Source organism: Streptomyces sp. NPDC037126 (genome assembly GCF_055605965.1).
Genome location: NZ_JBVJTD010000011.1, coordinates 262271 through 288007, shown reverse-complemented (window position 1 = coordinate 288007; position 25737 = coordinate 262271). Strand labels below are relative to the sequence as shown.

Sequence of the window (25737 nt, the reverse complement as noted above, 5' to 3'; positions counted from 1 at the left end):
GCATTGTCACGGTGCTTGCTTTCAGTCGTCGGAGAGGAGCGTGCGAAGGGCCTTGCGGGCACGGTTAGCGTCAACCCCGATGCACTTGGAGTACCAGTAGTAGGTCTCCTCGGTGCTCATGGCGTTGATGCCGGCGACGAGGGCTCGTACGCGCTCGTGCTTCGCGATGGGCTGGGTGGCCATCAGGATCAGTGCCAGGCGTACGCCGTCGGGTTCGGTGAGTCGGATGGGTGCCTTGCGTCTGAAGGCCAGCACGCTGGGTTGGTGGCCCGATCGCTTCACGGCAGCAAAGAGGGTGTCGACGACGCGGCCCGTCTGCTGCGGGGTAAGGGTGGCGACGGCCGTGGCGAGGGCGGAGCCGATCTCGCCATAGGTCTCCTCGATGGTGAGGCCGTAGGTCTCGCCGCGGCCGGGCTTCACGATGAGGCGGAAACCGCGGACGCCGTCGACTGCAGCGAGCCGTCGGCTTGGGACGGTCATCGCGCGCTGAGGATTGGTCACTTGGCCACCTCTGCGGTCATCGTTGTGCTCTTCATGCCGAGCTTCTTGATGACGTCATGGAGTTGGGCGAACTGTGGGTCGTCGACGTCAAGTGCCGGATCAAACCGGAAGGTGAGGGTGACGTCGCCGACAACCTTGGCGGCGGCGGTGAGAGCCTTCTTGGCATGGCCATAGGCCCTCTGGAAGTCGGCGCGCTCGGCGGTCCCCTGGAACTGGATGCCGCCTCCGCTGAGCCCCTTGTATTCGGCGCGGATAGTGGAGTGGACCGTGATGGTCTGCTTCTGCAGCATGCCAAGCGAGGCGATGGCGAGGTCGATATCGCTCGTGCCGGATGCGGTATCCGCGCTGACCTTCAAAGTGAGTGTCCTTATGGTGCGGATCGCGTAGTCGGAAACGGCATCGAGCAGTGTCTGCATAGCCGCGCCGCCCGGACCGTTGGCAGTGAAAGTCTTGGAGGTGGCGGTGCGAGTGGGGACCTGGACGCCGATTTCGTCGGCAGTCTCACGGGACAAGACGTGGAGAGTGTCTAGGCCCTTGTCCTTGATTGCCGAGGGTGGAAGCGCCCGGATGCCGGCGACAGGCTCGGTGTCGGTAACGACGAACCAGGCGTACTCGCTGGACTGTACGGCTGTGGCCAGCAGGTCGATGACGTCGGTCTTGGAGGGCTCGCCACCACAGGCTGCTTCAAGGCGGGCGCGGAGGTCGGCACCGGTGAACTGGTCGCTGGTGAACACCGAGCGGAGGTCGTTCTGGGTGGGTTTGCGGACCAGCAGGCCGCGCTTCTCTGCCTCGGCCATGGTCATGACCTCGGTGTCGGCACTGAAGGTGATCGACATGCCGGCCTGATTGTTGGCCGTGTAAGCCTTGCCGACGGCCGAGTCGTAGTAGACCCAACCGTCGTGGTTGACGCCGTTGACAATTGCGTCACGCAGCAGTGAGGTATTGCGGACGATTGAGGCCTTGTGGTCAGACCAGAAGTAGTCGGCGATCGCGGCCGTGCTCGCAGCCTCCTTGTTGGCCCAGGTGCGGTGGCGCAGGAAGGACGCGGTGAACGGACTGGTGCGAATCTTCTCCTCGTCGGTCAGCAACGTGATGACTGCAGAGGTGACATTCTTTGGGTCGCCCTGGGCTTGGGCAGGAAGCTCCCGGTGGCGCAGGTAGCCGGCGGCCTTCTCGTCAGCCGGGTAATAGATGTGCTTGAAGCATCGAGTGACCGCAATGCGTGCCTGGAGGCGGGCTTCCTTGTCGTAGGCCTCGACCTTCTTGCGGACCTCCTTGCTGAACTGATTCAACCGGTGGGTATCGGTAGCGAGGTTGTTGGAGGCGATCAGGGCCCGTGCGCGGTCCTTGAGCACGTGGATCTGCTCCGCGTCGGCCAGAGCGAAGACCAGGGAATTGCGGTACTTGCGCGGCGTGCCGACCGAACCGACCTTGTCGAGCATCTCCACGATCTGTGCAGGCGGCTGGTCCGCGTGGCCTGGGTCGACGGTGACAACATCGTGGTCGAGCACGACCACGCGCAACGCGTCCTTGTCTGGGATATCGGCAGGGCCTGACGGGAAATGGATCGGGGTAACGCCGCCGTCATTGGCGAACGCCTTCTGTATCAGATTGTCCACTTCCGCGGCGACCGCGGTGTTGGCGACGTTGCGCTTTTCGGTCTCGATGATGGCGTTGACGTTGGGCTCGATATTGAAGCGCCAGCGAGCTCCGTCGTACGAGAGGTGCCAGAAGACCCTCTCTGACTCGGTGAGCGCCTTCTCGAATATGGTGGCGTCCTCGCCGGGGCGCAGAGTGCCGACCAGCCAGTCATTGCGGCCCGCCCCTGCTGTGGAGACCATTTCCAGGGAGTGGGTGAACACGGTGCGGGCCACGCGGGTGGCGTAGGCAGGCTTCCCGGGGAAGACGTCGGCGTCGACGACAGCCGCGTGGGAGGTCTTAGAAGCGAAGTCGCCCTTCGCCACGCTCGCGTACTCGGCGCGGCCGAGGCCGTCGGTGAGATGGTTGAGGACCGGCTCGTTGCCATAGTCGATGTCGCCGACATTGATGATCGCTGTGTCGTCGTTGGTCGCGTAGATGTTGGCCACGACCTCGGCCAACAGCTTCAGAGCGCCCCGGGCGCGCTGGAACTCACCTATGTTTCCCAGGCGCTTATCGAGGACGCGGACCAGCTCAGGGTGGAACGGGTAGGTCTTGGTGACCAGGTCGCCATAAGAAGCCGGGTGCTCGGCACCACCGGCGAGTTGCTCGGTCTTGGTGAGCTGTTCATAGAAGTCCCGGTAGGCGTCACCGGCGGCCCTGGCTGCTTCGTCGTCGACGGAGACGAAGATGCGCTTCTTGAGGATTTCGCCGATTTCGTTGTCATCGGCTGGTTTGATCACTGCGCTCGGCTGCACCGCACGGGTCAGCACGTCGCCGATCTCCTGAGCGGCCTTGACCGAGGCGGCGTTGGCGGCGTCGGCCTTCTCCTTTTGCTCACCGGTCAGCTCACTGATCTCGGTGGTCTCCGCGCCGAAGGCGTTAGTGGTCGCTGCCAGGGTAATGATTACCGAGACCTTGTTGGTCGGGTCGGAGGCGACCTCGAACAGGTTGCCAAGGAAGACAGGGATCGCGCCGGCCATGCGGCGCACGTCCTCGCTGCCCGAAGAGGCCACTGCACGTAGGTACTTGGCGATCTCGTCGACGATTACGACCGTCGGCTTGCCGCCGAAGGCGGCCTTGATCGTAGCGGTGCCCGGAGCGGTGCGTTGGGTGTCGTTCGCCTCCATCGCCACGAAGGCACCCTCGCCAATCTGAGCGGCCATCTCGCCCCACATCGTGTAGGTGCGATGACTGTTGGTCTCAATGCCCGCAGTGGGGTCGAGGGCGTCACCAACCAGGGCTGCGACCTGGACTGGGCCGTCCGGAAGCAGGCTCAGGTCGACGAACTCGGTGATGTTGGACGGCCGGGCGCCCTTGGCGAGGTGGTAAACGGCGGTCAGGCCGTGGGTCTTACCGCCACCGAACGAGGTCGTCGGTCGAAGCACGCCGTTCTCCCCCGCGACACCCTTCGCTCCGGTCAGGCGGCCGAAGGTCTTGGTGAGCAGCGTCTTCAGGCCGCTGGTGGGGTAGGTCTGCGCGAAAAATGCCTCCGCGTCGCCGTACACCGGATAGTGGTCCGCGTCGCGGACCACCTTGTCCAGTTGTGCAGCGAAATGATTGTCCGCCAACCCGCCTTCAAGGACATCATCACGAGCCGCGCATGCGCTACGCAGCGACACCAAACGTGCCACGAACACCCCACCCCAAAAGCTAACGGACAGTCAAGCTATCGGTTCCCCAACCGAGTTAAGCTTGACGCGCCAGACGGCTCATCAGTTTAAGTGAAGATGCAGCGTGCATGTAAAGGTCCTGTGGATCATCCGTATCCGAACCGTTGCCTTGCTGGCCGTTGCTCGATGTCAACGCCGCATCGGTCACCCGATGCAGGCTGAGGGGCTGAAGTGGAGTCGTTACCTCGTGTGACTGGGGCGCGCGTCGCTGGTCCCCGAGGCACCGCTGAGCCGCCAGGGCGAGCACACTCCTGAGCGGATAGTGATCAGCGGTCCACCGTGAAGCGCGGGGGCGGACTGGGATCGAGCCACAGTGGACTACCTGTGGACCGGCGCCCCCGTTTGTGACCCAATTGGAGTTCTGACCTGCACGGTAACAGCAGGCGCAAGCGCCCTCCGGAGCCGTGTGCGCAGGTTCGCATTCTGCTCAGAACTTGAACCTGCGGTCAGCGGCAGAGCTGTTTCACAGGTGCGTCCCTGCCGGTTCGGTCAGGGTGGTCCCGGCGGGGTCGGGTGTGGCGGCGTGCTGGGCGGAGGTGGGGTGGCGGCGCAGGGACGGGGTGACATGGACTCCTCGTTCGCGCAGCACAGTGAGAGTGGTGCGGAGGCTGCTTGTTGGTGGGCGGCCTGCAGGCCCTCGTCAGCCCGGCCGGCCGGAGCTGCATGGCCAGGGCAGCTCCGGCCGATGTTCCCGGGCATGATGCGGGCGAGCGCGGCGGAGTGCCGCGGCTCCAGGACGACCCATGTCTGCCACGCCGAGAACCTTGAGCCGCGGGACGTCGAACCGCCCGCACGCCGGCAGGCGAACGGCCTCTGACCGGTGGGGCGGTCAGAGGCCGTGGGGTGGTCCGAGCAGGTTTTCCCTACTGCTCGTAAGGGTTGAAGCACTTGAGCGCGGCCCAGCCGTATATGACCTTGTGGTCCTTGCGGACCACCTTGCCGTAGATCCAGGCCTTGTCCACCTTGATGTCCTTGTAGCCCTTGTAGTCCACCTTGGTGCCGTTCATGAGGTCACCCTTGTAGGCGACGCCATTGACCTTCGCACTGGTGACGGCCTTCGCTCGTATGTTGACCGAGCTGCACGTGGCCTTCAGCTTCCAGGTGGAAGTTGCCGCGGCAGACCCGGCGCTCAGCCCCAGCGCCCCCACCGCGAGGGCGGAAGCGCTCATGACGGCCACCAATGACCTCTTCAGCATTGCCGTGCTCCTTATCGACTATCGACCTCGGCTGTCCACAGCACGGGAAGCCGACCGTGTCCGGTCGTCCGCGTGGACAGACGCGACTGCCTGGTAAACCCCCGTGAGCAGGCTGATTTTCGTCAGGTCATCGACGATCCTTCGACGGCTTGTCGACGGCCTGTCCAGTGTTCTGCACAGTCAGGTTCCGCGACGACAAGGGTAGTTGGCGATGAACACGTGCCGCGTAGGTGGGGTCTCAGGGGCGGCGACCCGTCATCCGCGCCGGACACCGTCACGAGTGCCGATCCGCCGCCTCTCCGTTTCAGGGGTCGTCACGCGCTCAGCGTGCCGCGCGGAGTTCGAAGGCGCGGGACGCCTTGCGGCGCTTCGGGTCGAAGGCGTCGGTCGCGCCCGCGCCCTGGTTGCCCGGCCCGGTCTGCCAGCCCTGGATCTTGCGGGCCACACCCTTCAGGCGGGGGTGGCCGGGGCGGACCGTGATCTCGAAGTGGGACTCCTTCGGGGTCCTGAAGTCGCCGCCCCACGCGACGACGCCGTCGAGCTCGCTGAGGATGTCCCTGACGACGACCAGCTCGTTCGGGTAGAAGTTGCCCTTCGCCCCGGTCGGGTAGCACAGAGGGCGGATCGTGAGGGCGCTGCCGGAGAGGTAGTTCGACTCGTACGGCTCGGCCACGTCTCGGCGACCGGTCCACCCGTGCACATCACCCCCGCGCAGGGCGTCGATCTCGTAGTGGAAGCGGCGGGCCACGTGGAGGAGGACCACGGCCGCGTCCCCCTCCGCGAGCTGGACCGTCTGGCTGCTGCCCTCGATGCGGTGGCTGGGCGCGTCCGACAGGACGTGCCAGCCGTTGCGCGACTTGGCGCCCTTCCACGCCCGGGCGCCTTCGCCGGCACCGGTGCCGGTGCCGGCGAAGGCGGTGCCCGCCCCGCCGAGGTTGACGAGCGTCACGGCGGCGGCCCCGGACGTGGCGCCTATGAAGCGGCGGCGTGACAGACCAGTCAGGGTCACGACTGGTCCTCCTTTCTGGACAGGCTGATGACGTATGTGGTGGCGAACCACAGAAGAACGGCGACAGCGGACAACGAGACGACGGCGCAGATCACGACGGTCGGATTGACCCACGCGGGCACCAGGTCGGCGTGCGCGTTGCATTTGTCGTGCAGCGGGAAGATCCTGCGGAATTCGTCGGCATGGGAGTCCCGGTACGCCTCGTCGTAGCGTTCGTGATGGACGAACAGGCAGGTCTTCCTTGTGTCCAGGCCTGCGGCGAACGTCCCCCGGATCCATGCGGCGACGCCGAGGAAGAGCGAGACGGAGCACAGGCGCGTCCACCACATGGGGCGTCGCCATGCGCCGTCCCGCACCCCGGTGACGATGCGGAAGACATTCCAAGCGTTCCACACCAGCCATGCGGCGAGTGCGACCGTGACCGTAAGGAGTGCTACTGCCTTCATGCCTTGATTTCTGTTCCGTGTTCTCTGTCCCGCGTTCCGTGATCCGCGCTTGCCGGCGGACCGGTCAGCGGATGCGTGCCGCCCTCAGGTACTTCTCGTGGTTCCTCTTGTACACGGAGAACTTCTTCTTCTCCGTTCCCATGCGGGCGAGCAGCGCGTCCACGAAACCCTGCTCGAAGTTGCTGAGCTTGTCGAAGCCGCCGGGCAGGTTCTGGTAGTCGGACGGGAGCACCACCCCGGCACCGGTGATGAGGTAGGCCTGGGCGACCGAGAGGGTGCTGTCCACCGCCGTGAGGGCGTTGTGGGCGCTGGTCCTGCAGTCCGTGGCGTTGCCCCAGCGCTGCGTGAAGTAGCTGTTGAAGCGGGTCAGGCCGCCACCGCCGTTGTAGTGGTCCTTCGCCGCGTCGACGATGGTCTTGCCGCCGCGCACGGCCCGCGCGAGGAGATAGCCGTCGGCGTCCTCGATCAGGTCGTTGAAGCCGAAGGACGAGGCGACGCCGGGAACGGCGAGCTTGTCGTGCGCGAACTTCAGGGGATCGGCGTACTGCTGCTCGGAGTTGCGCCAGTCGGCCCAGAACGTCATCAGGTCACCGGCCCAGCCGCCGACGTCGCCGCCGTTCGCGGACTTCTTGTTGTCCGGCTGGTCCGTCAGCAGGTGTGCGTTGGCCGTGGCCATCATGTGCTCGGAGCCGAGCTGGTAGCCGGTGAAGGGGTCGGTGAAGGACTCCTTGATGCTCATTCCCTTGGAATCGCAGTAGTCGACGAATCCCGAGTCGTATGAGCCGATGAGGTACCACCAGCCGAGCTTGTTGGCCGTGCCCTTGTTGCCGTAGGCCTCGTGGCGAATGTACTCCATGACCAGCTGGCTGCGCTTTTGGCCGGTGGCCCCGTACGAGCCCGCCAGGTCGTACAGCTTCTGCAGGTAGGCGATGAAGTCGTCCGCGGGGCCGCCCTTGTCGTTGACCGACGACACACCCTGGTCGAGCCCTGAGACGACGTCACGGTCCAGGTCGAACGCGTCGGAGCCGTTGGTGACCCGGAACTCCTTGATCTGGTTGAAGGACCAGTTCCGGGGGATGGGGAAACCGAGGTTGCCGGAGAATCCCCAGGACATGCCGGAGACGAAGGAGAAGCGCGCGTACGTCTTGTTGCTGACGATCGTGCACACGTTGCGCGACCCGTACACGCCGTGGGTGTACTTCTTCCCCTGGCTGGCCAGTGCGGCCTGCACGCCCTGGAAGTACGGCACGACGGCGCTCAGGATCTGCTCGCCCGTCGCGTCGTAGTCGACGGCGAAGTAGATGGTGGTGCCCCGGTTGAAGCCGTAGTCGGAGGCGTGCTTGTGCGCGTTGAGGCCGTGCTGGTAGCCGTTGGTGTACGTGAAGTCGGCCAGCTGGCGGGCGTTGTCCTGGTAGATCGGGAACACCTTCAGACCACTGCTGAAGATGGTGTCGAGCTCGCCCGGCTTGATCTCCTTGTCGAGCGTCGAGTTCGGCGGGTCGTAGATGTAGCGGCCGACGTACCGGTAGCCGTTGGCGTACAACCACTTGGCGCGGGACGCGGTGATCTCGAAACGGGTGTCGCAGCCGTTCGCGAAGCGGTCGGGGTCGCCCATCGAGACCAGGAGCTGTGCCCACGTCTCGTAGTCACCGGTGCTGTTGACGGTCAGCTTGTTGAAATCCTGGAAGAACTTGACCCAGTCGGCGAGGCCCGAGTCGAAGCTGGACCGCCAGGTCGTCGTGACCGGGTTGTCGTCGCTGGCGTACGTCGGTGAGTTGAACAGGCACGCGGCGGAGAAGAGCTGGACGAAGACCCCGGAGTCGCCCTGCGAGAGGGTGTGGGACTTCAGGCCCGCCTGGGTGGCCGGGCCGAAGGCGCCGTTCGGTTCGGCGATGCCCATCTCGTACTGGAGGGCGATCATCAGCGACTTCTGGACGTCACGCGAGTAGATGCCGTCGCAGGGGCCGATGTTGTAGGCGCTGCGGTTCCAGTAACGGCCGTTGAGCCACTGCTGGATCGAGCGGATGCCGTCGGTGCCGCCGGCCACCACGACGTAGGCGTCCATGTTGAGGATGGCCTTGGCTATCTTGGCGTTGATGACGCCTTCGCCGCCGATGCCCATGTTGCCGCGGAGCTTCTGGACGGCGTCGCGGGTGACACCGGTGAACCAGCCCTCGCTGCCCGGCTCGACCGCCCAGTAGCCCTTGCACCACAGGCCGTACTGGAGGATGGCGACGATGTTGCGGTTCTTGTCCCACTGGAAGCCGATGTCACCGAGGGCTTCGAGCTTGGCGTAGGTACCAGGGCCGAGAGACGCCACGACCGGGCTGATGCCCAGTTCGTGCTGGAGGCCCATGATGAGGGAGTACACGGTCCCCCAGCCGCTGTGGCCGTCCTCCGGACAGGCGACGTAGCCGGCGACACTGCCGTAGGTGGAGTTCACCCACTTCTGGGCTCGGAGAACTTGTTCGTCTGCCACGGCAGATTCCTCTCGTGTGGACACGCGTGTGGGTGCGCGTGTGCGTAGGCGTGTGGGTACGCAGGTACGGGTGTCGTCGGCGCCGCGGCACCTCGGGCTGGGTACGAGTGGCGCGCCAGGACGGTTACGGGCCTGCGAGCAGGCCCGTAGGCGAGGCCGAGGACCAGGGCCGCGCCGAGGCTCGGCCGAGGACCGGCGTCCGCTGCGCCGAGGGACGTTCCGGCGATGCCGCCGAGCAGCCCGGGCGCCGCCGCCTCGGTCGGGAACCGCAACGGTGATGTGCCTGGCGCACGCCGGGTCGCGGGCGGACGCCGCATTGTCCGGCGCGTGCCGGCCCTTGCCCCCGCTTCCGAGGCCGCAGTGCTTCAGGGGCTTCGGCTCGCACCTTCCCCGCCTGCGCCGAAGTCGGTGGTCCGGTGGTCACCGGCCGGGTTGCGGATTCAGGGCACGCCGAAAAAGCACACGAAAACAGATGCCGAAAACCACGCCTGACCGTCAGGACGCACAGGCGGGTCAAGGACGATGAATTCGGAGCGCACAGCCCACACGAGCGCAGGGCCGGGAATCAATGCGGTGGCGACCGGAGGTCGCGGTCAAAATGAAGCCAGGTCAGCCGTCGTCGCAGCCGTCGAGATCGGCACGGAACACGGACATGGTTCTCCCCCGAAAGTCTGTATCGACGCAGAGTCTCCGACCTCGGGGTTGGTCACGCCCCTACAAGTGAAGACGGCGGGACTTTAACCATTCAATTCTTCACAAGCAACACCCGGAAACGACACGACCTCCGCGGTGGCATCAATAGGTAGCCCCCCTGCCCGACAACCTTTGATTTATGCCTGAAAAACATGGATGACGACCTATTTGCGGGTCACTCTCCGCGACAGCCACCAAGGGTGTGACATGTGCCACGCGCACGCCCAGCAGGCCGCAAGCAGGCGCGGCCACACTCACAACGCCTGAGGCGGTGAACCGAGTTGACGGTGAGTCATGAGGAGCGGCGCCTGAGCCCGACCGTGGCCCCAGGTGTGCCTCAGCCGCAGTGGATCGCCCCGCATGTCACCGTCGTCGTGCCGTTCGCCGTTCGCCGTTCGTACGGAGAGTTTGCCTCCGCCGAGGCCGCCGATGTCGAATCTGCCGGACTTGTCGGTGGGGACGGTGCCCGTGGCGGAGCCGGTGTAGGTGACCTTTGTGTCGGCCGGGAAGCCCTCGCCCCAGAGGTGGTACCTGCCATCGTTCAACCCGCCTTCGGGGACGCCGATGCGAAAGGGGGGCGTGGCACTTCGGCCGCCCGCAGCACGGTCGCACGGGACACCGTGGGGGCCCTCGGCCGGCTCACGCCGTACCTGTGCCTACAGGCTGGCCTTCGGGTCGTCGCTCGGCATCTCACGCCGGGCGCTTGCGGGACGCCGTCTTCTTCGCCGTCGCCTTGGGCGTCGTCTTCGCCGTCGTCTTCTTTCCGGCCGTGGCCGGCTTCGGCGTGCTCTTCGGCTCGGTCGTCCTCTTCGTTCCCTGCGTCTCCTTCGACGTGGACTTCCGTGCCGTCGTCTTCTTGGCGGAAGCCGTCTTCTTCGCCGTGGACGCCGACTTCTGGCCGCTCGTCTCCTTGGGCGCGGTCCGGCGGCGCGGGAGGGATCTGACCTCGGCCTCCCCGGCCGGCTCCGTGCCGCGGGACTCGCGGGCGGCGCGCACGCTGTTCTCCAGGGCCGCCATCAGGTCGAGCACCTTGCCGCCGGCCGCCGGTTCCGGGGTCTCGGGCAGTGCCTCGCCGGAGGCCTTGGCCGCGATGACCTCCTCCAGGGCCTGGCGGTACTCGTCGTGCAGGTCCTCCAGGTCGACCTCGCCGAGGGTGTCCATCAGGGCGTCCGCGAGGTCGAGTTCCTTGTCGCGGATGGTGACGTCGGCGTCCGGGGCGACGGCCTCGGGAGCGCGGACCTCGTCCGGCCACAGCAGGGCGTGCATGGCGATGGCCTCGCCGATCACCCGCAGCATGCCGAGGCGTTCCCGGCCGCGCAGTGCGAACTTCGCGACGGCGACCCTGTCGCTGCGCTTGAGTGCCTCGCGCAGCAGGGTGTACGGCTTGGCGGCGGGGGCTCCGCCCGCCGCCAGGTAGTAGGGGGTGCCCATCTGGAGCGGGTCGATTCGGTCGGCCGGCAGGAAGGCGACGATCTCGATCGTGCGGGCGGTCGGGATGGGCAGGTGGGAGAGGTCCTCGTCGCTGATGGGGATGATCGTGCCGTCCGCGTCCTCGTACCCCTTGCCGATCTCGGCCTGGCTGACCTCGCGGTCCTCCAGTTCGCACACCTTGCGGTAGCGGATGCGGCCGTTGTCCTCGGTGTGGATCTGGCGGAAGGCGATCGAGTGGCTCTCGGTCGCGTTGACCAGCTTGACCGGGATGCTGACTAGCCCGAAGGAGATCGCGCCGTTCCATATCGACCGCACGTGCCGCACCCTCCCTTTGCCGATTTTCATGTTTTGTCTGGGATTGTCATCCTATGACGCCTATCACAGAGGTGGAGGGGCGACGGGTCGCGCTCAGCAACCTGGCGAAGGTGCTGTACCCGGAGACCGGCTTCACCAAGGGGGAGCTGCTGCACTACTACGCGACCGTCGCCGGGGTCCTGCTGCCGCACCTGCGCGACCGTGCGGTGTCCTTCCTGCGCTATCCGGACGGCCCCGAGGGCCAGCTGTTCTTCACCAAGAACGTGCCGCCGGGTACGCCCGAGTGGGTCACCACGGCCGAGGTCCCCCGGTCGTCGGCGGACAGTCCCGCCCGGATGGTGGTGCTTCAGGACCTGCCGAGCCTGGTCTGGGCGGCGAACCTGGTCACCGAGCTCCACACCCACCAGTGGCTGGTGCAGTCCCCCGACGAGGCCGACCGGCTGGTCTTCGACCTCGACCCCGGGGCGCCGGCCACGATCGTGGACTGCTGCGAGGTCGCCCTGTGGCTCCGGGAGCGGCTGGCGGCGGACGGGATCGAGGCGTACCCGAAGACGGCGGGTTCCAAGGGGCTGCACCTGCTGGCGTCCGTGCGGGGCTCGTCCTCCGAGCGGACGAGCGAGTACGCGAAGGCGCTCGCGGTGGAGGCCGAGCGGGCGATGCCGCGGCTGGTGGTGCACCGGATGACCAAGAGCCTCAGGCCGGGGAAGGTGTTCGTGGACTGGAGCCAGAACGCGGCCCGCAAGACCACGGCGACCCCCTACACCGTGCGCGCCCGCCGGGCCCCGCTGGTCTCCGCGCCGGTCACCTGGGAGGAGGTCGCGGAGTGCCGGTCACCCGGACGGCTGGAGTTCCTCGCCGAGGACGTCGCCCCACGCCTCCAGGACCACGGCGACCTGCTGGCCCCGCTGCTGGACCCGGACCACGCGGCACCCTTGCCCTGAGCAACGGGCTTCCGGGGACCATGAGCAACCGGCTTCCGGCGCCCCTGAGCAGCGGGCTTGCCAGGCTCCCGAGCTGCGCGCCCCTCGGGAGGCCCCGAGCAACGAGCCCCCTGGAGACCCGGAGCAACGGCTCGTGGCAGACGCCGGGCAACGGACCCCGGGAGACCCTGAGCATCAGCCCCCGGGAAACCTCTGTGAACCGGCCCCAGAAGTGCGCAGCACCCCGCCCCGCTCCGCCCGGACCCCGTCGGGGAACCCCCGATCTCCCCCAGCTCCCTCAGACCCTCCCCCACGTCCCCCGGTCCCGGGCCATCGCGTGCAGTGCCTCCACGTCCGCCGGCTTCAGTACGCCGCCCAGCCGGGCCAGGCCCGCCAGCTCGGTGTCCGTGAGGATGCGGGTGCCGCGCGGCTCGGCCGTGACGGTCACCTCGGCGGGGCCGGTCAGCGCCAGGACCGGGTGGACCTCGGCGGTGAGGGCGTGGGTGGCGCGGTCGGCCAGGGCGCGCAGGCGGCGCAGCAGCGGCTCGGCCTCGTGGCGGCCCACGGTGACCATCGGGTCGGCGACCCGGACGCGGGCCTTGCGGGCGTACAGGGCGTGCACGGCGTACAGGCCGCCGGGGCCGATCAGCAGATGGTGGATGCGGTCGCCGCCGGGCAGCGGTACGGAGTGCAGGGCGCGCCAGCCGGCGCCCTCCAGCCGGTCGAGGGCGTCGCCGACGGCCTGCTCGGCGGTCAGGGCGCGCCGGCGCGGGTCGGGGCGCAGCCGGTGGGTGGGGCCGGGATCGCGGTCGAGGGCGACCAGCAGGGCCTCGCCGGGGCGGTTGGGCGCCAGGTCGTCGTCCGGGTGCAGGCTGAGCCGGGCGAGTTCGGCCGGCGTCGGGACCGGTGGCGGGCCCACGGTCACCGGGCCGGTCAGGAAGGGCCGCAGGACGCGGAGGACGCCCTCCCTGTCGTCCTCGGCGAGCAGGTTGACCCGGCCGTTCTCGCGGTCGTACCAGGCGGCGTTGCTTCCGTCCGGGCGGCAGACGTACAGCCGCTCCCGGCCCTGCCGAAAGGCCGGCACCACGCGCAGTCCGCTCATGCGCCATCACCCCTCGACCATGGGAACAGGCGGGGTGCTCCCGGGGCAAGAGCGGTTACCTTGGAGGACGGCCCTGTGCGGGGGAGTTGGGGAGGCGCCGTTGCGGACCCGCGGGAAGCAGCCCGAGGTACCGGCTCCGGAGAGCCCGTGGAACGAGATCGTGCCCGGCCTGTGGATGGGCGGGCACGAGTTCCGGGGCCGTTCGGGCCGTCTGGAGTTCGTGGTCGTGCGCGACGAGTTCGATGTGGTGCAGACCCTGCTGCGGCTGCCGGGGTACGGCCCGGACGTGGGTGTCGAGCACCATGTGTGGCCGATACCGGACGGTCCGCTGGACGGGACGCAGCTCGCCGGGGTGATGCGGCTGGCGCGGGCGGTGAACGAGGCGCTGGACGCGGGCCGCCGGGTGCTCGTGCGCTGCTACCACGGCTACAACCGTTCGGGGCTGGTCGTCGCGCACGCGCTGGTCCAGCGGGGTGGTACGGCCGACGAGGCCATCCGGCTGATCCGGGCGCGGCGCTCGGCGTGGGCGCTGCACAACCAGTTGTTCGTGGAGTACCTGCGCGCGGGGTTGCACACCGTGCGGCTGCTGGAGGAACTGGCCGAGTAGCCTCTTTCCAGGGCCGCACCCAGGTGCGCATTGAGGACTTTCCTAAGAATCTACGAATAGCAGAATCAACCCATACTTCTGTACGAATCTACGAATTAAGGTGTACGGGGCATGCCCGTCCCCGACGCCCCAGGAGCACCACGTGCCAGCCCGTCGTCCCGTGCGCGCCGCCCTCGCCGTGGCCACCGTCGCCCTGCTGTCGGCGACGGCCGCGGCCTGCGGGGACGCGGGTGAGCTGAAGGCCGCCGGGCCGACCCAGACGGCCATCAGCCCCGCCAAGCTCTGGCCCGACCTGCGGCCGGCGTCCAGCCCGGCCTACCCGTACGACGTGGCCACCAGGGAGATCGTCAAAGGGGTGACCGTGCCCGGCGACGACATCCGGAAGGTGGACCCGGTGGACGTCGTCGAGGCGGAGATCGGGGCGCATCCCGACGACTACGGGTCGAAGGGGGCGTACCACGCGACCGTGGACCGGGTGAAGGAGTGCCGTCCGGGCGGGGACCGGGCGCGTTGCCCGCTGCTGAAGCCGTACTACCGGGACCTGACGGGGGACGGCCGGCTCGACCTGACGCTCGGCTTCCGGCTGTACCCGACCAACCAGACGGCGGTACGGGTCTACACCGTCGAGGGGCACCGGCTGGTGCAGGTGCTGGCCGACAACGACGCGATCATCGGCGTGGAGCTGGCCGGCCGGGCGCTGATCGAGCGCTCGCCCGCCGACATCTCCGGCTACGAGTACCGCACGACCTGGGAGTGGGACCCGGGTCAGCGGGCGATGGTGTTCTCCCGGGACGAGTACCTGCACACCGGTGACGGCCGCACCGGCCGCATGCCCTCCCCGTCCCCGTCGGCCACGCCCTCCGCGAGCGCGCGATGAGGATCGGGCTGCCCCAGTGGGCCGGGACGCTCGCGGTGAAGGCGGCCGTGTTCATCACGGTGATGTGCTGCGCGCTGGCCGCGCTGCTCGGCATCCTGGTGCACGTCTCGGTGACCAACCAGACCGTCGGCCAGGCCCGCGGTCTCGCGCTGTCCCGGCTGCAGGACGCGACCCAGGCGTACGAGGCGGGGGACGCGCTGCTGCCGGGCGCGGGGGTGGATCCCGAGGGGCTGCCCGAGCCGCTGCGGGCGATGGCGTCGGACGGGCGGCGCGGCACGATGGTCTCGACGCACCGGGGGCGCCCGACGATGTGGGCGGCGGGGCCGGCGGTCGGGCGCCGGGCGCTCGCGGTCGAGGTCGACTACTCGCAGTCGGCCCGCACCATCGCCGGCCTGGACAACTCGATCCTGTGGTCGTCGGGGCTAGCCATCGGGGCGACGGCGCTGGTCGGCGCGTTCGCGGTGACCCGGGTGACGCGGCGGCTGCACGGCACCGCGCGGGTGGCCCGGCGGATCAGCGCGGGCGACCTGGACGCGCGGGTGAACGACCCCCGCACCAAGGATCCGACCCGTCCGCAGGACGAGGTGGCGACGGTGGCCGCCGCGCTGGACTCGATGGCCTCCTCGCTGCAGAGCAAGCTGCTGAGCGAGCAGCGGTTCACCGCGGACGTGGCGCACGAGCTGCGCACCCCGCTGACCGGGCTGCACGCGGCGGCCGAGCTGCTGCCGCCGGGCCGGCCGACGGAGCTGGTGCGGGACCGGGTGGCGGCGCTGCGCACCCTCACCGAGGACCTGCTGGAGATCTCCCGGCTGGACACCGGCCGGGAGAAGCAGGAGGTCGACTCGGAGGAGCTGGGGGCGCTGGCCGGGCGGGTGGTACGGGCCTCGTGCACCGACACCGAGGTGCGGATCGTGCGGGACACCCGGGTGGAGACCGACCGGCGGCGGCTGGAGCGGGTGCTGGGCAATCTGGTGGCCAACGCGCACAAGCACGGCGCTCCCCCGGTGGTGCTGACGGTGGACGGGCCCGTGGTGACCGTGCGGGACCACGGGGGCGGGTACCCCGGCTACCTGGTGGCGCACGGGCCGCAGCGGTTCCGAACGGAGGGCGGGGCCAAGGGGCACGGGCTGGGCCTGACCATCGCGGTGGGGCAGGCGGAGGTGCTGGGCGCCCGGCTGTCGTTCGGCAACGCGGTGGACGGGGGCGCGGTCGCGACGCTGACCCTGCCGGTGACGGAGGAGCCCTAGGCGCTCCCTGAGGAACACCGGAAAGGCGGCCCCACTAAGGGAGCACTGCGGGAGGCGGTGGAAACCGGCCGCTCCTAATCTGGCGATGAGTCAGGTTCCGTCCCCTTTTTCGGAGGTACCCCCATGTCCGTACGCTCCTCCCTCGCCCGCGCCGTCGCCATAGTGGCCGTCACCGGCGCGCTGGTCGGCGGTGCCGCGGCCGGTCCCGCCGCGGCCACCGACGGCCACCGGGCCGGCGACCCCTTCGCCACGGGTGTCGTCACCATCCCGGGCGGCATGTGGCTGCGCGACCGGCCGGGCCCCGGACGGTGGGTGCGGTTCGTCCGGCGGGGTCAGCTGGTGTCGATCTTCTGCCGGACCCGCGGGGCGTTCGTGGACGGCGACCCGTTCTGGTACCTGCTCGCCGACGGCACCTGGGCGTGGGGACCCGCACGGTTCATCCGGGTGGTCGGGCCCGCGCCACGCTGGTGCTGACGCGCCAGGGGAACATCACGCGCGAGACGCCCCATTTGGGTAGGTTCCGGGCATGACCAAGGCCGGAACCACCGTGGCGGCGGCCCACGCTCCCCCGTCCGCCGTACGCCTCCCCCGGCGCCGTGGCATCGAACTCGCCCTGATCGTGCTGGCCGTAGGGCTGGTCGTGTACGGCTACTGCGCCGTGGGGGTCGCGCGGACCGGCAGGATCCCGCCCGGCGCCCTGGGGTACGGCGCCGGGCTCTGCGTCCTCGCCCTCCTCGCCCACCTCGCGGTCCGCATCCGGGCACCGTACGCCGACCCGCTGCCGCTGCCGATCGCGGTGCTGCTCAACGGCCTGGGCCTGGTGCTGATCTACCGGCTCGACCTGGAGACGCCCGGCGACCCGGGGGCGCCCGCGCAGCTGGTGTGGTCCACGCTCGGGGTGGCCCTGTTCATCGTCGTCGTCCTGCTGCTGCGCGACCACCGGTGGCTCCAGCGCTACTCCTACGTGTGCGTGGTCGCCGCGCTCGGCCTGCTGCTGGCGCCGATCCTGTTCCCGGCGGTCAACGGCGCCCGGATCTGGATCCGGATCGCGGGATTCTCCATCCAGCCCGGGGAGTTCGCGAAGGTGCTGCTCGCGGTGTTCTTCGCCGCCTACCTGGCCGCCAACCGCAACGCGCTCGCGTACACAGGACGCCGGCTGTGGCGGATGCAGTTCCCGACCGGGCGGGTGCTCGGCCCGATCGTCACGATCTGGCTGCTGAGCGTCGGCGTGCTGGTCCTGGAGCGGGACCTGGGCACCTCGCTGCTGTTCTTCGGGCTGTTCGTGGTGCTGCTGTACGTCGCCACCGGGCGCACCGGCTGGATCGCGGTGGGGCTGCTGCTGGCCGTGGTGGGCGCCTTCGCCGTCAGCCGGTTCGAGCCGCATGTGAACGGCCGGATCGAGGACTGGCTGCACCCGTTCGCCACCATCGAGGCCGGGCAGGGCCCCAACCAGCTGTCCCAGTCGCTGTTCGCGTTCGCCGCGGGCGGGCTCCTCGGCACCGGCCTGGGGCTCGGGCACTCCGTGCTCATCGGCTTCGCCACCAAGTCGGACTTCATCCTCGCGACGGCGGGCGAGGAACTGGGCCTCTCGGGCCTGGCGGCGATCATCCTGCTGTACGCGCTGCTGGTGGAGCGCGGCTACCGGGCGGGCCTCGCGCTGCGCGAGCCGTTCGGGCGGCTGCTCGCGGTCGGGCTCGCCTCGATCCTGGCGCTTCAGGTGTTCGTGATCGCCGGCGGGGTCACCGGGCTGATCCCGCTGACCGGCATGGCGATGCCGTTCCTCGCCCAGGGCGGCTCCTCGGTGGTGACCAACTGGGCGATCGTGGCGCTGCTGATCCGGGTGAGCGACTCCGCGCGCAGCCAGTACGACGGCCGGGAGGCACCGTGACGCAGTACGGCGGGATGGGCGGCGAGGGCGGCCGGCCGATGGGCCGCTACATCAGGCACGCGTGCGCGTTCTGCACCCTGCTGCTGGCGGCCCTGCTGCTCAACGTGGCCCGGGTGCAGGTCGTCCAGTCCGGTGTCTACGACGACAACCCGGGCAACCGCCGCCCCGCGATCGCCCGTTACCAGCAGCCGCGCGGCAACATCCTGGTCGGCGGCCGGCCGGTGACGGGCTCCGTGGACACCCGGGAGCAGCTGCGCTACGAACGCAGCTACAAGGACGGGCCGTTGTACGCGCCGGTGACCGGATTCGCGTCGCAGTCGTACGGCACCACGTTCCTGGAGCACGCCGAGGACGGGGTGCTGGCCGGCACCGATCCGATGCTGTCGCCGCTCCCGCTGTGGCACGACGTGACGCGCGGCAGGAGCCCGGGCGGGGACGTGGTGACGACCCTGAACCCGGCGGCCCAGGAGGCGGCGTACCGGGGGCTGGCGGGCCGCAAGGGCGCGGTCGCGGCGATCGATCCGGAGACGGGCCGGATCCTGGCCCTGGTGACGAGCCCGTCGTACGACCCGGCACAGCTGTCCGGCAACGGCGAGGCGGTGACCTCGGCGTGGGCGCGGCTCAACAGCGACCCGGAGAAGCCGATGCTCAACCGGGCGGTACGGCAGACCTATCCGCCGGGGTCGACGTTCAAGGTGGTCACCGCGGCGGCGGCGCTGGACGCGGGCGTGGTCACCGACCTGGACGCGCGCACCGACTCCCCCGACCCCTACCGGCTGCCCGGCACCCGCACCCTGCTGACCAACGAGTCCGACGGCTGTGCGGACACCTCACTGCGGGACGCCTTCGAGTGGTCCTGCAACACGGTGTTCGCGAAGCTGGGCGTGGACGTCGGGGTGCGGAACATGAAGACCACGGCCGAGGCGTTCGGGTTCAACGACACCGGGCTGCGCATGCCCTTCTCGGTCGCCCCCAGCACCTTCGACTCCCATGTGGACAGGGCGCAGCTGGCGCTGTCCTCGATCGGGCAGTACAACACGCGTGCCACTCCGCTGCAGATGGCGATGGTCGCGTCGGCCGTCGCCGACGGAGGGCAGCTGCGCACGCCGTACCTGGTGGACCGGACCACCCGGCGGGGCGGCGAGACGGTCGCCGGGAGCGGGACGCATCCGGTCCGCCAGGTGATGCGCCCGGCCACGGCGGACCGGCTGAAGGAACTGATGACCGGCGTCGTCCGGGAGGGCACCGGAATCCAGGCGGCCATCCCGGGCGCCGTCGTCGGCGGCAAGACCGGCACGGCACAGCACGGGGTCGGCAACACCGGGGTGCCGTACGCCTGGTTCGTCTCCTGGGCGCAGGCCGAGGACGCCATGGCGCCGGCGGTGGCGGTCGCGGTGGTGGTGGAGGACGCCTCGGCGGACCGGGGCGAGATCAGCGGCGGCGGGGACGCGGCGCCGATCGCGCGGGACGTGATGCGGGCGGTTCTCGGTCTGTGAGACGGGGGGTGCCCGCGGCGGCCGGGCCGACCTACCGTTCGGACATGACGGACAAGCCTGCCTCGCACCAGCTCGCCCAGGTCAACATAGCCCGCCTCAAGTACCCGCTCGACTCACCGCAGTTGAAGGACTTCGTGGACGGGCTCGACCCCGTCAACGCGGTGGCCGACGCCTCCGACGGCTTCGTGTGGCGGCTGCAGGGCGACAGCGGCAACGCCACCGCCGTCCCGGTGCTCGACGACGAGTGGCTGATCGTCAACATGTCGGTGTGGCGGGACACGAACGCGCTCACGGCGTTCATGTACCAGGGTCTGCACCGGGAGTTGCTGTCCCGGCGCAGGGAGTGGTTCGAGCGGCTGGAGGAGGCGGTCACCGCCCTGTGGTGGGTACCGGCCGGCCACCGCCCGGACGTGGCCGAGGCGGAGGACCGGCTGCTGCGCCTGAGGGCGCACGGCCCGACGCCGTACGCCTTCACGCTGCGGACGCCGTTCGCGCCCGGGGAGCCCGGGGCCGCCGAGGACGCCGAGGTCCCGGCCGGGGACGCCGCCCGGGTCAGCCGATCGGCTTGACCGCCTCGGAGCGGACCTTCACGGTGGTGCCGGCGAGCGCCGCCAGGTCGACGTCCGAGGGGTTCTGCGACAGCTGCGCCGCGTTCACGACGGCGACCGTGGCGCCCGTGTTGCCGTCGGTCCAGGCGCACATCGGCAGGGTGATGCTCGTGCCGGCCTGATCCTGGGTCAGCACCTCGCAGGTGACGGTGACGGCGAGGTGGAAGTCCTTCGGCGGTACGGCGACCTTGGCCCCGGCGCCCTGGGCCGCACCCTTCATCATGTTGTTCCGGGCCAGGTCGGTGTTCTTGAACCGGCCGTACATGCCGGACAGCACCAGGGTGCCCTTGGCCGGGTCGCCGCTCAGGCTGTAGCTGCCGACGACGCCGTGGGTGTCCTTGGCGTCCCAGGCCCCGCGGGCGTCGCTCTCGATCTTCTGGCCCTCGGTGCCGGAGAGGTCCTTGGCGAGTTCGTACTTCCCGTCGAGCAGCGTCGGGGGCAGGGTGAGCTTGTTCTTCGCCTCGGGGAAGCTGTTCTCGAACCTGGCCCCGAGCACGCCCAGCGCGACCAGGCCGCCGACGATCAGCACGAGGACACCGCCCACGATGCCGAGCACCAGGCCGAGCCGGCGCTTCTTCGGGGGCGGGGCCATGGGCGGCACGCCCCAGCCCGGGTACGGCTGCTGCGGCGGGTAGGGCTGCGCCCCCGGATAGGGCTGCTGGGGGTACGGCGAGCCGTACGGGCCGGGGTTCGGCGGGGGCTGCTGACCGTACGGCTGCTGGGGCTGGCCGGGATACGGCGGCTGCTGCGGCGGAGGCATGGACACGACGGCACGCTACTGCACCGGGGTGAACGGGCCACCACCGCACGGACCGGCCGCCGGGTCCGGACCGCCGTCACACGGAACGCACCACCCGCCCCGGACGCCACCGCACGGCATCCGCCGTCAGGCCCGGCCGCCATCGCACGGCATCCGCCGTCAGGCCCCGGACGCCCCCGACTCGATCGCCTCCGTCACCTCGGCCACCCGCTCCCGCTCCTCCTCGGCGAAGCGTTCCGCGTCCAGTTGCTCGGCCAGCTCCTCGTCCTGGGCCATCAGCAGGTCCAGGTTGGAGTCGCCCATCTCCAGGACGCCCATGTCGACGTAGGCCTGCTGCAGCCGCCTGCCCCACAGGCCGATGTCCTTCACACAGGGGACGATGCGGCTGAACAGCAGCCGGCGGAAGAGCTGGAGGAACTCCGAACGCTCGCTCAGTTCCTCGGCCTCCGCCCTCGGGATGCCGAAGTTCTCGAGCACCTCCACCCCGCGCAGCCGGTCGCGCATCAGGTAGCAGCCCTCGATCACGAACTCCTCGCGCTCGCGCAGTTCGGCGTCGCTGAGCTGCTTGTAGTAGTCGCGCAGCGCCATCCGCCCGAAGGCCACGTGGCGGGCCTCGTCCTGCATGACGTAGGTCAGGATCTGCTTGGGCAGCGGCTTGTTCGTGGTGTCCCGGATCATGCCGAAGGCGGCCAGCGCCAGCCCCTCGATCAGCACCTGCATGCCCAGGTACGGCATGTCCCAGCGGCTGTCGCGCAGGGTGTCGCCGAGGAGGGACTGCAGGTTGTCGTTGATCGGGTAGACCAGGCCGACCTTCTCGTGCAGGAACCGGCCGTAGATCTCGGCGTGCCGGGCCTCGTCCATGGTCTGGGTCGCGGAGTAGAACTTCGCGTCCAGGTCGGGCGCCGACTCCACGATCCGCGCCGCGCAGATCATCGCGCCCTGCTCGCCGTGCAGGAACTGGCTGAACTGCCAGGAGGCGAAGTGCCGTCGCAGCTCGCCCTTGTCCCGGTCGGTCATCTTGTCCCAGTACGGCGTCCCGTACAGGGTCATGGCCTCCTCGGGCGTGCCCAGCGCGTCGTGCGGGTCGACCTCCAGGTCCCAGTCGATGCGCTTCTGCCCGTCCCACTGCTTGTCCTTGCCCTTCTGGTACAGGGCGAGCAGACGGTCGTTGCCGTCGTCGTACTCCCAGCTGAAGCGGGCCGCGCCGCTCGCGGGCACCTGCCAGGGGGAGTCACCGGGCTCGTTGGCGTACACGTCATGGGTCGGCATACCCCGCAGGCTCACACGTAGACGCGCAGTCAACAAGTCGCGCGCAGGGGATTGACGGTCTTGCTGACAAGCAGTCTCATAAGAGGCGGAACGATGTACCCCGGGTGACGAGGTGAGGGAGCCATGACGACCGTGACGGAAGCGGACGCGCTGGACGGCCTGCGCGACGCGCTCGGCCTGCTCAAGGACCGGGAGCAGGTGGCCGAACGGCTGCTGGTCTCCTCCGCCAAGCACTCCTTCGACCCGGACAGGGAGCTGGACTGGGACGCGCCCTTCGAGGAGGGCAAGTGGTTCTGGCCGCCGGAGCTGGTGTCGCTGTACGGCACGCCGATGTGGCGGCGGATGAGCGAGGAGCAGCGGATCCTGCTCTCCCAGCACGAGGCGGCGGCGCTGGCCTCGCTCGGCATCTGGTTCGAGCTGATCCTGATGCAGCTGCTCGTCCGGCACATCTACGACAAGGCCGCCACGAGCGCCCACGTGCGGTACGCGCTCACCGAGATCGAGGACGAGTGCCGGCACTCCAAGATGTTCGCGCGGCTGATCTCGCACGGCGGCACGCCCTGGTACCCGGTGAGCCGGGCCCACCAGAACCTCGGCCGGCTGTTCAAGACCGTCTCCACCACGCCGGGATCCTTCACCGCGACCCTGCTCGGCGAGGAGGTCCTGGACTGGATGCAGCGGCTGACGTTCCCGGACGAGCGGGTCCAGCCGCTGATCCGCGGGGTCACCCGCATCCACGTCGTGGAGGAGGCCCGGCACGTCCGGTACGCCCGCGAGGAACTGCGCCGGCAGATGGTGACCGCCCCCAAGTGGTCGCAGGAGTTCACCCGGCTCACCTCCGGCGAGTTCGCGCGCGTCTTCTCCGTCGCCTTCGTCAATCCCGACGTGTACACCAACGTCGGCCTCGACAAGCGGGAGGCGATGGCGCAGGTGAAGGCCAGCGGGCACCGGCGGGAGGTCATGCAGACCGGGGCGAAGCGGCTGACCGACTTCCTGGACGACATCGGCGTCCTGCGCGGGGCCGGGCGGCGGCTGTGGAGGTCGTCCGGGCTGCTGGCGTAGCCCGGGGGCGGCCCCGGGCGGGCGTCCGCCGGCCGGCGACGACCGGCCGGCGGACGAGGACGGCCCGGGCGGCGCACCGATTAGGCTGACGGGCATGACCCCGTCGGCCACCCCCGCGTACCGCAGACTGAGCGTCGAGGAGCGGCGAAGTCAGCTCCTCGACGCCGCGCTCTCCCTCTTCGCCCACCGCGCCCCCGAGGACGTGTCGCTGGACGACGTGGCGGAGGCGGCCGGAGTCTCGCGTCCGCTGGTCTACCGGTACTTCCCCGGCGGCAAGCAGCAGCTGTACGAGGCCGCGCTCAGGTCGGCCGCCGAGGAGCTCCAGCAGTGCTTCGACGAGCCCCGCGAGGGCTCGCTGATGCCGCGCCTGTCCCGCGCCCTGGACCGCTACCTCGCCTTCGTCGACGGGCACGACACCGGCTTCAGCGCGCTGCTCCAGGGCGGCAGCGTGGTGGAGACCTCGCGCACCACGGCCATCGTGGACGGGGTGCGCCGGGCCGCCGCCGAGCACATCCTCAGCCACCTCGGTGTCTCCGACCCCGGGCCGCGGCTGCGCATGACGGTCCGGATGTGGATCACGGCCGTGGAGGCCGCGTCGCTGATCTGGCTGGACGAGGACAAGCAGCCGCCGGCCGAGGAGCTGCGCGACTGGCTGGTGGAGCAGTTCGTGGCCGTCCTCACGGTCACCGCGGGCCGGGACGAGCAGACGGCGGCCCTCGTCGGCGCCCTCGCCGAGGATGGCCGAGACTGAGACCGTGAAGAGCGAGGACACCCCCTTCGAGGGCGGCCCCATGGACGGACGAGTGCTGCCCGTCCTGCTCGGTCCGACCGGGCACCCCCCGAAGACGTACCGCATCCCGGTCCCGGACCCGGCGGGCGGCCCGCCCACGGTGCTCGTCTACCGGCGCGTGCCGCGCGGGCACAGCAAGCGGCTGGGGCTGGTCAAGGGGTGGAAGTACGAGTACGACCCCGAGGGCGGGCACGGCGGCCGGCTCAGGTGGCCCTGGTCGAAACCCGGTGCCACGCCGTCCGGCAAGCCGGACGACACGCACGGGTGACAGGGTTGCGCCGAACGGCCCACGGTCGGCGCGCGCCCCGCGCGAATACGTCTGATAATCGCGGTGCGATAGGGGCGGAACACCCGCCCTTACCGCACCCGAGGTGATGATGTGCCAGGAACGTTCCTGCGCCTGACCTGTACGGCAGCGGTGGCGGCCCAGGCCGCCCTCGCGCCGGTGTCCGCCGCGGCCGCGCCGCAGCCGCCGCGGTCCGTCTCCGAGTTGCTGACGGACCTCCAGCAGCTGTACCGGCAGACCGAACAGGCCACCGAGACCTACGACGCCACCGCCGACAAGCTCAAGCGGCAGCACACCGAGGTGGACCGCCTCGACGGCGAACTGACCCGCGCCCGTCTCGCCCTCCAGGACGGCCGTGCCGACGTCGGCAGGCTGGCCCGGCAGCAGTACCAGAGCAGCAGCGAACTCGGGCCCTACGTAAGGCTCCTGCTCGCCCGCGACCCGCAGCACGCGGTGGACGAGGGCCATGTCATCGGCGAACTGGCCCGCGCACGGGCCCGCACGGTGACCCGGCTCGCCGTCACGGAGCAGCAGAAGGACGCCCTGGCCCGGGCCGCCCGCAAGGCCCTCGACACCCAGCAGGGTCTCGCCGACCAGCAGAAGAAGCAGCGCGACGACGTCCAGGCGAAGCTCGCCGACGTGGAACGCCTGCTGGCCTCGCTCACGCCCGAACAACTGGCGGCCGTCGCCCGGCTGGAGCAGCAGGACGTCACCAAGGCCCAGCAGCGGCTCACCACCTCCGGCGCCCTCTCCGACGACCGCCCGGCCACCTCCCAGGGCGACCGGGCCGTCCGCTACGCCATGGACCAGCTCGGCAAGCCGTACGCCTGGGGGGCGCAGGGCCCCTCCGCGTACGACTGCTCGGGCCTGACCTCCGAGGCCTGGGGGCACGCCGGCACCCCGATCCCCCGCACCAGCCAGGAGCAGTGGCACCGGCTCACCCGGGTCCCGCTGAACCGGCTGCGCCCGGGTGACCTGGTGGTCTACTTCCCCCAGGCCACCCATGTGGCGATGTACGTGGGGCACGGCAAGGTCGTACAGGCGCCGAGGCCGGGACAGCGGATCCAGGTCTCGCCACTGGCCTCCTATCCGGTGCTCGGCGCCGTACGCCCGGACGTCTCCCCGGGAACGGGCGCCGGTCGGGCCCCGGTTCCGGCCTCCGCTCCCGCCTCCGAATGACGGCGGGGGCTCTGTGGTCGGGAGTGGACGATCGTCCATGGGCGCATCAGGTCGTCGTCTTCGTGTTCGAGGATGTGGCAGTGGTGGATGCACGACGCCGGCAACTCGGCGCCGCTGCCCGGAATCGACGGCCTTTCAGCTGCCCCCGCAGGCGTCCAGTAGGTATCCCCAGGGAGGGGTGGGCAGTCTGCGCACGCGGTCTTCGAACTAGAGACGGCCCCGGTGCAGCCGGGGCCGTCCGAGGGCGGCCGGCGTCGGCCGACAA

23 protein-coding genes are annotated in these 25737 nt (G+C 69.7%); 12 read left to right on the top strand and 11 right to left on the bottom strand.

Annotated elements, in window-relative coordinates; all coding sequences use genetic code 11:
• Positions 1-21 precede the first annotated feature (21 nt).
• The 8 genes from ACZ7FF_RS24805 to ku form a co-directional block, all read right to left on the bottom strand.
• Positions 22-501 (bottom strand): DUF7680 family protein, encoded by a 480-nt coding sequence (locus ACZ7FF_RS24805; protein ID WP_470814455.1) that lies wholly within the window; start codon positions 499-501, stop codon positions 22-24.
• On the bottom strand, positions 498-3773 hold the full coding sequence (locus ACZ7FF_RS24800) for an ATP-binding protein (protein ID WP_470814454.1): 3276 nt from the start codon (positions 3771-3773) through the stop codon (positions 498-500). The genes ACZ7FF_RS24805 and ACZ7FF_RS24800 overlap by 4 nt, the downstream gene beginning before the upstream one ends.
• A gap of 502 nt (positions 3774-4275) precedes the next feature.
• Complete coding sequence (locus tag ACZ7FF_RS24795; RefSeq protein WP_470814453.1) at positions 4276-4401, bottom strand: hypothetical protein; 126 nt, start codon at positions 4399-4401, stop codon at positions 4276-4278.
• Between the two features lie 274 nt (positions 4402-4675).
• On the bottom strand, positions 4676-4981 hold the full coding sequence (locus tag ACZ7FF_RS24790) for a hypothetical protein (protein ID WP_470814452.1): 306 nt from the start codon (positions 4979-4981) through the stop codon (positions 4676-4678).
• 349 nt (positions 4982-5330) lie between these two features.
• The gene (locus ACZ7FF_RS24785) at positions 5331-6017 is read right to left on the bottom strand and encodes a hypothetical protein (RefSeq protein WP_470814451.1); all 687 of its coding nucleotides are present in this window, start codon (positions 6015-6017) and stop codon (positions 5331-5333) included.
• A complete protein-coding gene (locus ACZ7FF_RS24780; protein ID WP_470814450.1) occupies positions 6014-6463 on the bottom strand; it encodes a hypothetical protein in 450 nt (149 codons plus the stop codon). The genes ACZ7FF_RS24785 and ACZ7FF_RS24780 overlap by 4 nt, the downstream gene beginning before the upstream one ends.
• Before the next feature lie 64 nt (positions 6464-6527).
• Positions 6528-8942: a glycoside hydrolase domain-containing protein gene (locus ACZ7FF_RS24775; protein ID WP_470814449.1), complete on the bottom strand. Its 2415-nt coding sequence runs from the start codon at positions 8940-8942 to the stop codon at positions 6528-6530.
• 1383 nt (positions 8943-10325) lie between these two features.
• Positions 10326-11381, bottom strand: coding sequence for a non-homologous end joining protein Ku (gene ku / locus ACZ7FF_RS24770; protein ID WP_470814448.1), 1056 nt, complete (start codon positions 11379-11381; stop codon positions 10326-10328).
• A 53-nt stretch (positions 11382-11434) separates the two neighbouring features.
• Here ku and ligD point away from each other — a divergent pair, with 53 nt between their 5' ends.
• Positions 11435-12322, top strand: coding sequence for a non-homologous end-joining DNA ligase (ligD, locus tag ACZ7FF_RS24765; protein WP_470814447.1), 888 nt, complete (start codon positions 11435-11437; stop codon positions 12320-12322).
• 277 nt (positions 12323-12599) lie between these two features.
• On the opposite strand, the gene ACZ7FF_RS24760 is transcribed toward ligD, so the two are convergent.
• Positions 12600-13403 (bottom strand): nuclease-related domain-containing protein, encoded by an 804-nt coding sequence (locus ACZ7FF_RS24760; protein ID WP_470814446.1) that lies wholly within the window; start codon positions 13401-13403, stop codon positions 12600-12602.
• Positions 13404-13503: 100 nt separating this feature from the next.
• On the opposite strand from ACZ7FF_RS24760, the gene ACZ7FF_RS24755 reads away from it, so the two are divergent.
• The 7 genes from ACZ7FF_RS24755 to ACZ7FF_RS24725 all read left to right on the top strand — a co-directional run bounded on the left by ACZ7FF_RS24755 (position 13504) and on the right by ACZ7FF_RS24725 (position 20087).
• Positions 13504-14010 carry a protein-tyrosine phosphatase family protein gene (locus ACZ7FF_RS24755; protein ID WP_470814445.1) on the top strand — a complete coding sequence of 169 codons (507 nt, stop codon included), beginning with the start codon at positions 13504-13506 and terminating at the stop codon, positions 14008-14010.
• Positions 14011-14152: 142 nt separating this feature from the next.
• Positions 14153-14887, top strand: coding sequence for a hypothetical protein (locus ACZ7FF_RS24750; RefSeq protein WP_470814444.1), 735 nt, complete (start codon positions 14153-14155; stop codon positions 14885-14887).
• Entirely contained in the window at positions 14884-16134 is a 1251-nt protein-coding gene (locus ACZ7FF_RS24745; protein WP_470814443.1) for an ATP-binding protein, read from the top strand. Before ACZ7FF_RS24750 ends, ACZ7FF_RS24745 begins: the two co-directional genes overlap by 4 nt.
• Positions 16135-16257: 123 nt before the next feature.
• Positions 16258-16608, top strand: a complete 351-nt coding sequence (locus tag ACZ7FF_RS24740; RefSeq protein WP_470814442.1) for an SH3 domain-containing protein — start codon at positions 16258-16260, stop codon at positions 16606-16608.
• Between the two features lie 52 nt (positions 16609-16660).
• Positions 16661-18022 carry an FtsW/RodA/SpoVE family cell cycle protein gene (locus tag ACZ7FF_RS24735; RefSeq protein ID WP_470814441.1) on the top strand — a complete coding sequence of 454 codons (1362 nt, stop codon included), beginning with the start codon at positions 16661-16663 and terminating at the stop codon, positions 18020-18022.
• A 38-nt stretch (positions 18023-18060) separates the two neighbouring features.
• Positions 18061-19518, top strand: a complete 1458-nt coding sequence (locus ACZ7FF_RS24730) for a peptidoglycan D,D-transpeptidase FtsI family protein (RefSeq protein WP_470814471.1) — start codon at positions 18061-18063, stop codon at positions 19516-19518.
• A 44-nt stretch (positions 19519-19562) separates the two neighbouring features.
• The gene (locus ACZ7FF_RS24725) at positions 19563-20087 is read left to right on the top strand and encodes a DUF3291 domain-containing protein (protein WP_470814440.1); all 525 of its coding nucleotides are present in this window, start codon (positions 19563-19565) and stop codon (positions 20085-20087) included.
• On the opposite strand, the gene ACZ7FF_RS24720 is transcribed toward ACZ7FF_RS24725, so the two are convergent.
• The gene (locus ACZ7FF_RS24720) at positions 20071-20886 is read right to left on the bottom strand and encodes a hypothetical protein (RefSeq protein ID WP_470814470.1); all 816 of its coding nucleotides are present in this window, start codon (positions 20884-20886) and stop codon (positions 20071-20073) included. The two genes, ACZ7FF_RS24725 and ACZ7FF_RS24720, sit on opposite strands and share 17 nt — an antisense overlap.
• 159 nt (positions 20887-21045) lie before the next feature.
• The gene (locus tag ACZ7FF_RS24715; RefSeq protein WP_470814439.1) at positions 21046-22155 is read right to left on the bottom strand and encodes a ferritin-like domain-containing protein; all 1110 of its coding nucleotides are present in this window, start codon (positions 22153-22155) and stop codon (positions 21046-21048) included.
• 123 nt (positions 22156-22278) lie between these two features.
• On the opposite strand from ACZ7FF_RS24715, the gene ACZ7FF_RS24710 reads away from it, so the two are divergent.
• The 4 genes from ACZ7FF_RS24710 to ACZ7FF_RS24695 all read left to right on the top strand — a co-directional run bounded on the left by ACZ7FF_RS24710 (position 22279) and on the right by ACZ7FF_RS24695 (position 25472).
• Positions 22279-23217 carry an AurF N-oxygenase family protein gene (locus ACZ7FF_RS24710; protein ID WP_470814438.1) on the top strand — a complete coding sequence of 313 codons (939 nt, stop codon included), beginning with the start codon at positions 22279-22281 and terminating at the stop codon, positions 23215-23217.
• Positions 23218-23311: 94 nt separating this feature from the next.
• On the top strand, positions 23312-23968 hold the full coding sequence (locus tag ACZ7FF_RS24705) for a TetR/AcrR family transcriptional regulator (protein WP_470814437.1): 657 nt from the start codon (positions 23312-23314) through the stop codon (positions 23966-23968).
• Entirely contained in the window at positions 23955-24275 is a 321-nt protein-coding gene (locus ACZ7FF_RS24700; protein ID WP_470814436.1) for a hypothetical protein, read from the top strand. Before ACZ7FF_RS24705 ends, ACZ7FF_RS24700 begins: the two co-directional genes overlap by 14 nt.
• Before the next feature lie 111 nt (positions 24276-24386).
• Positions 24387-25472: a C40 family peptidase gene (locus ACZ7FF_RS24695; protein ID WP_470814435.1), complete on the top strand. Its 1086-nt coding sequence runs from the start codon at positions 24387-24389 to the stop codon at positions 25470-25472.
• Positions 25473-25737 lie beyond the last annotated feature (265 nt).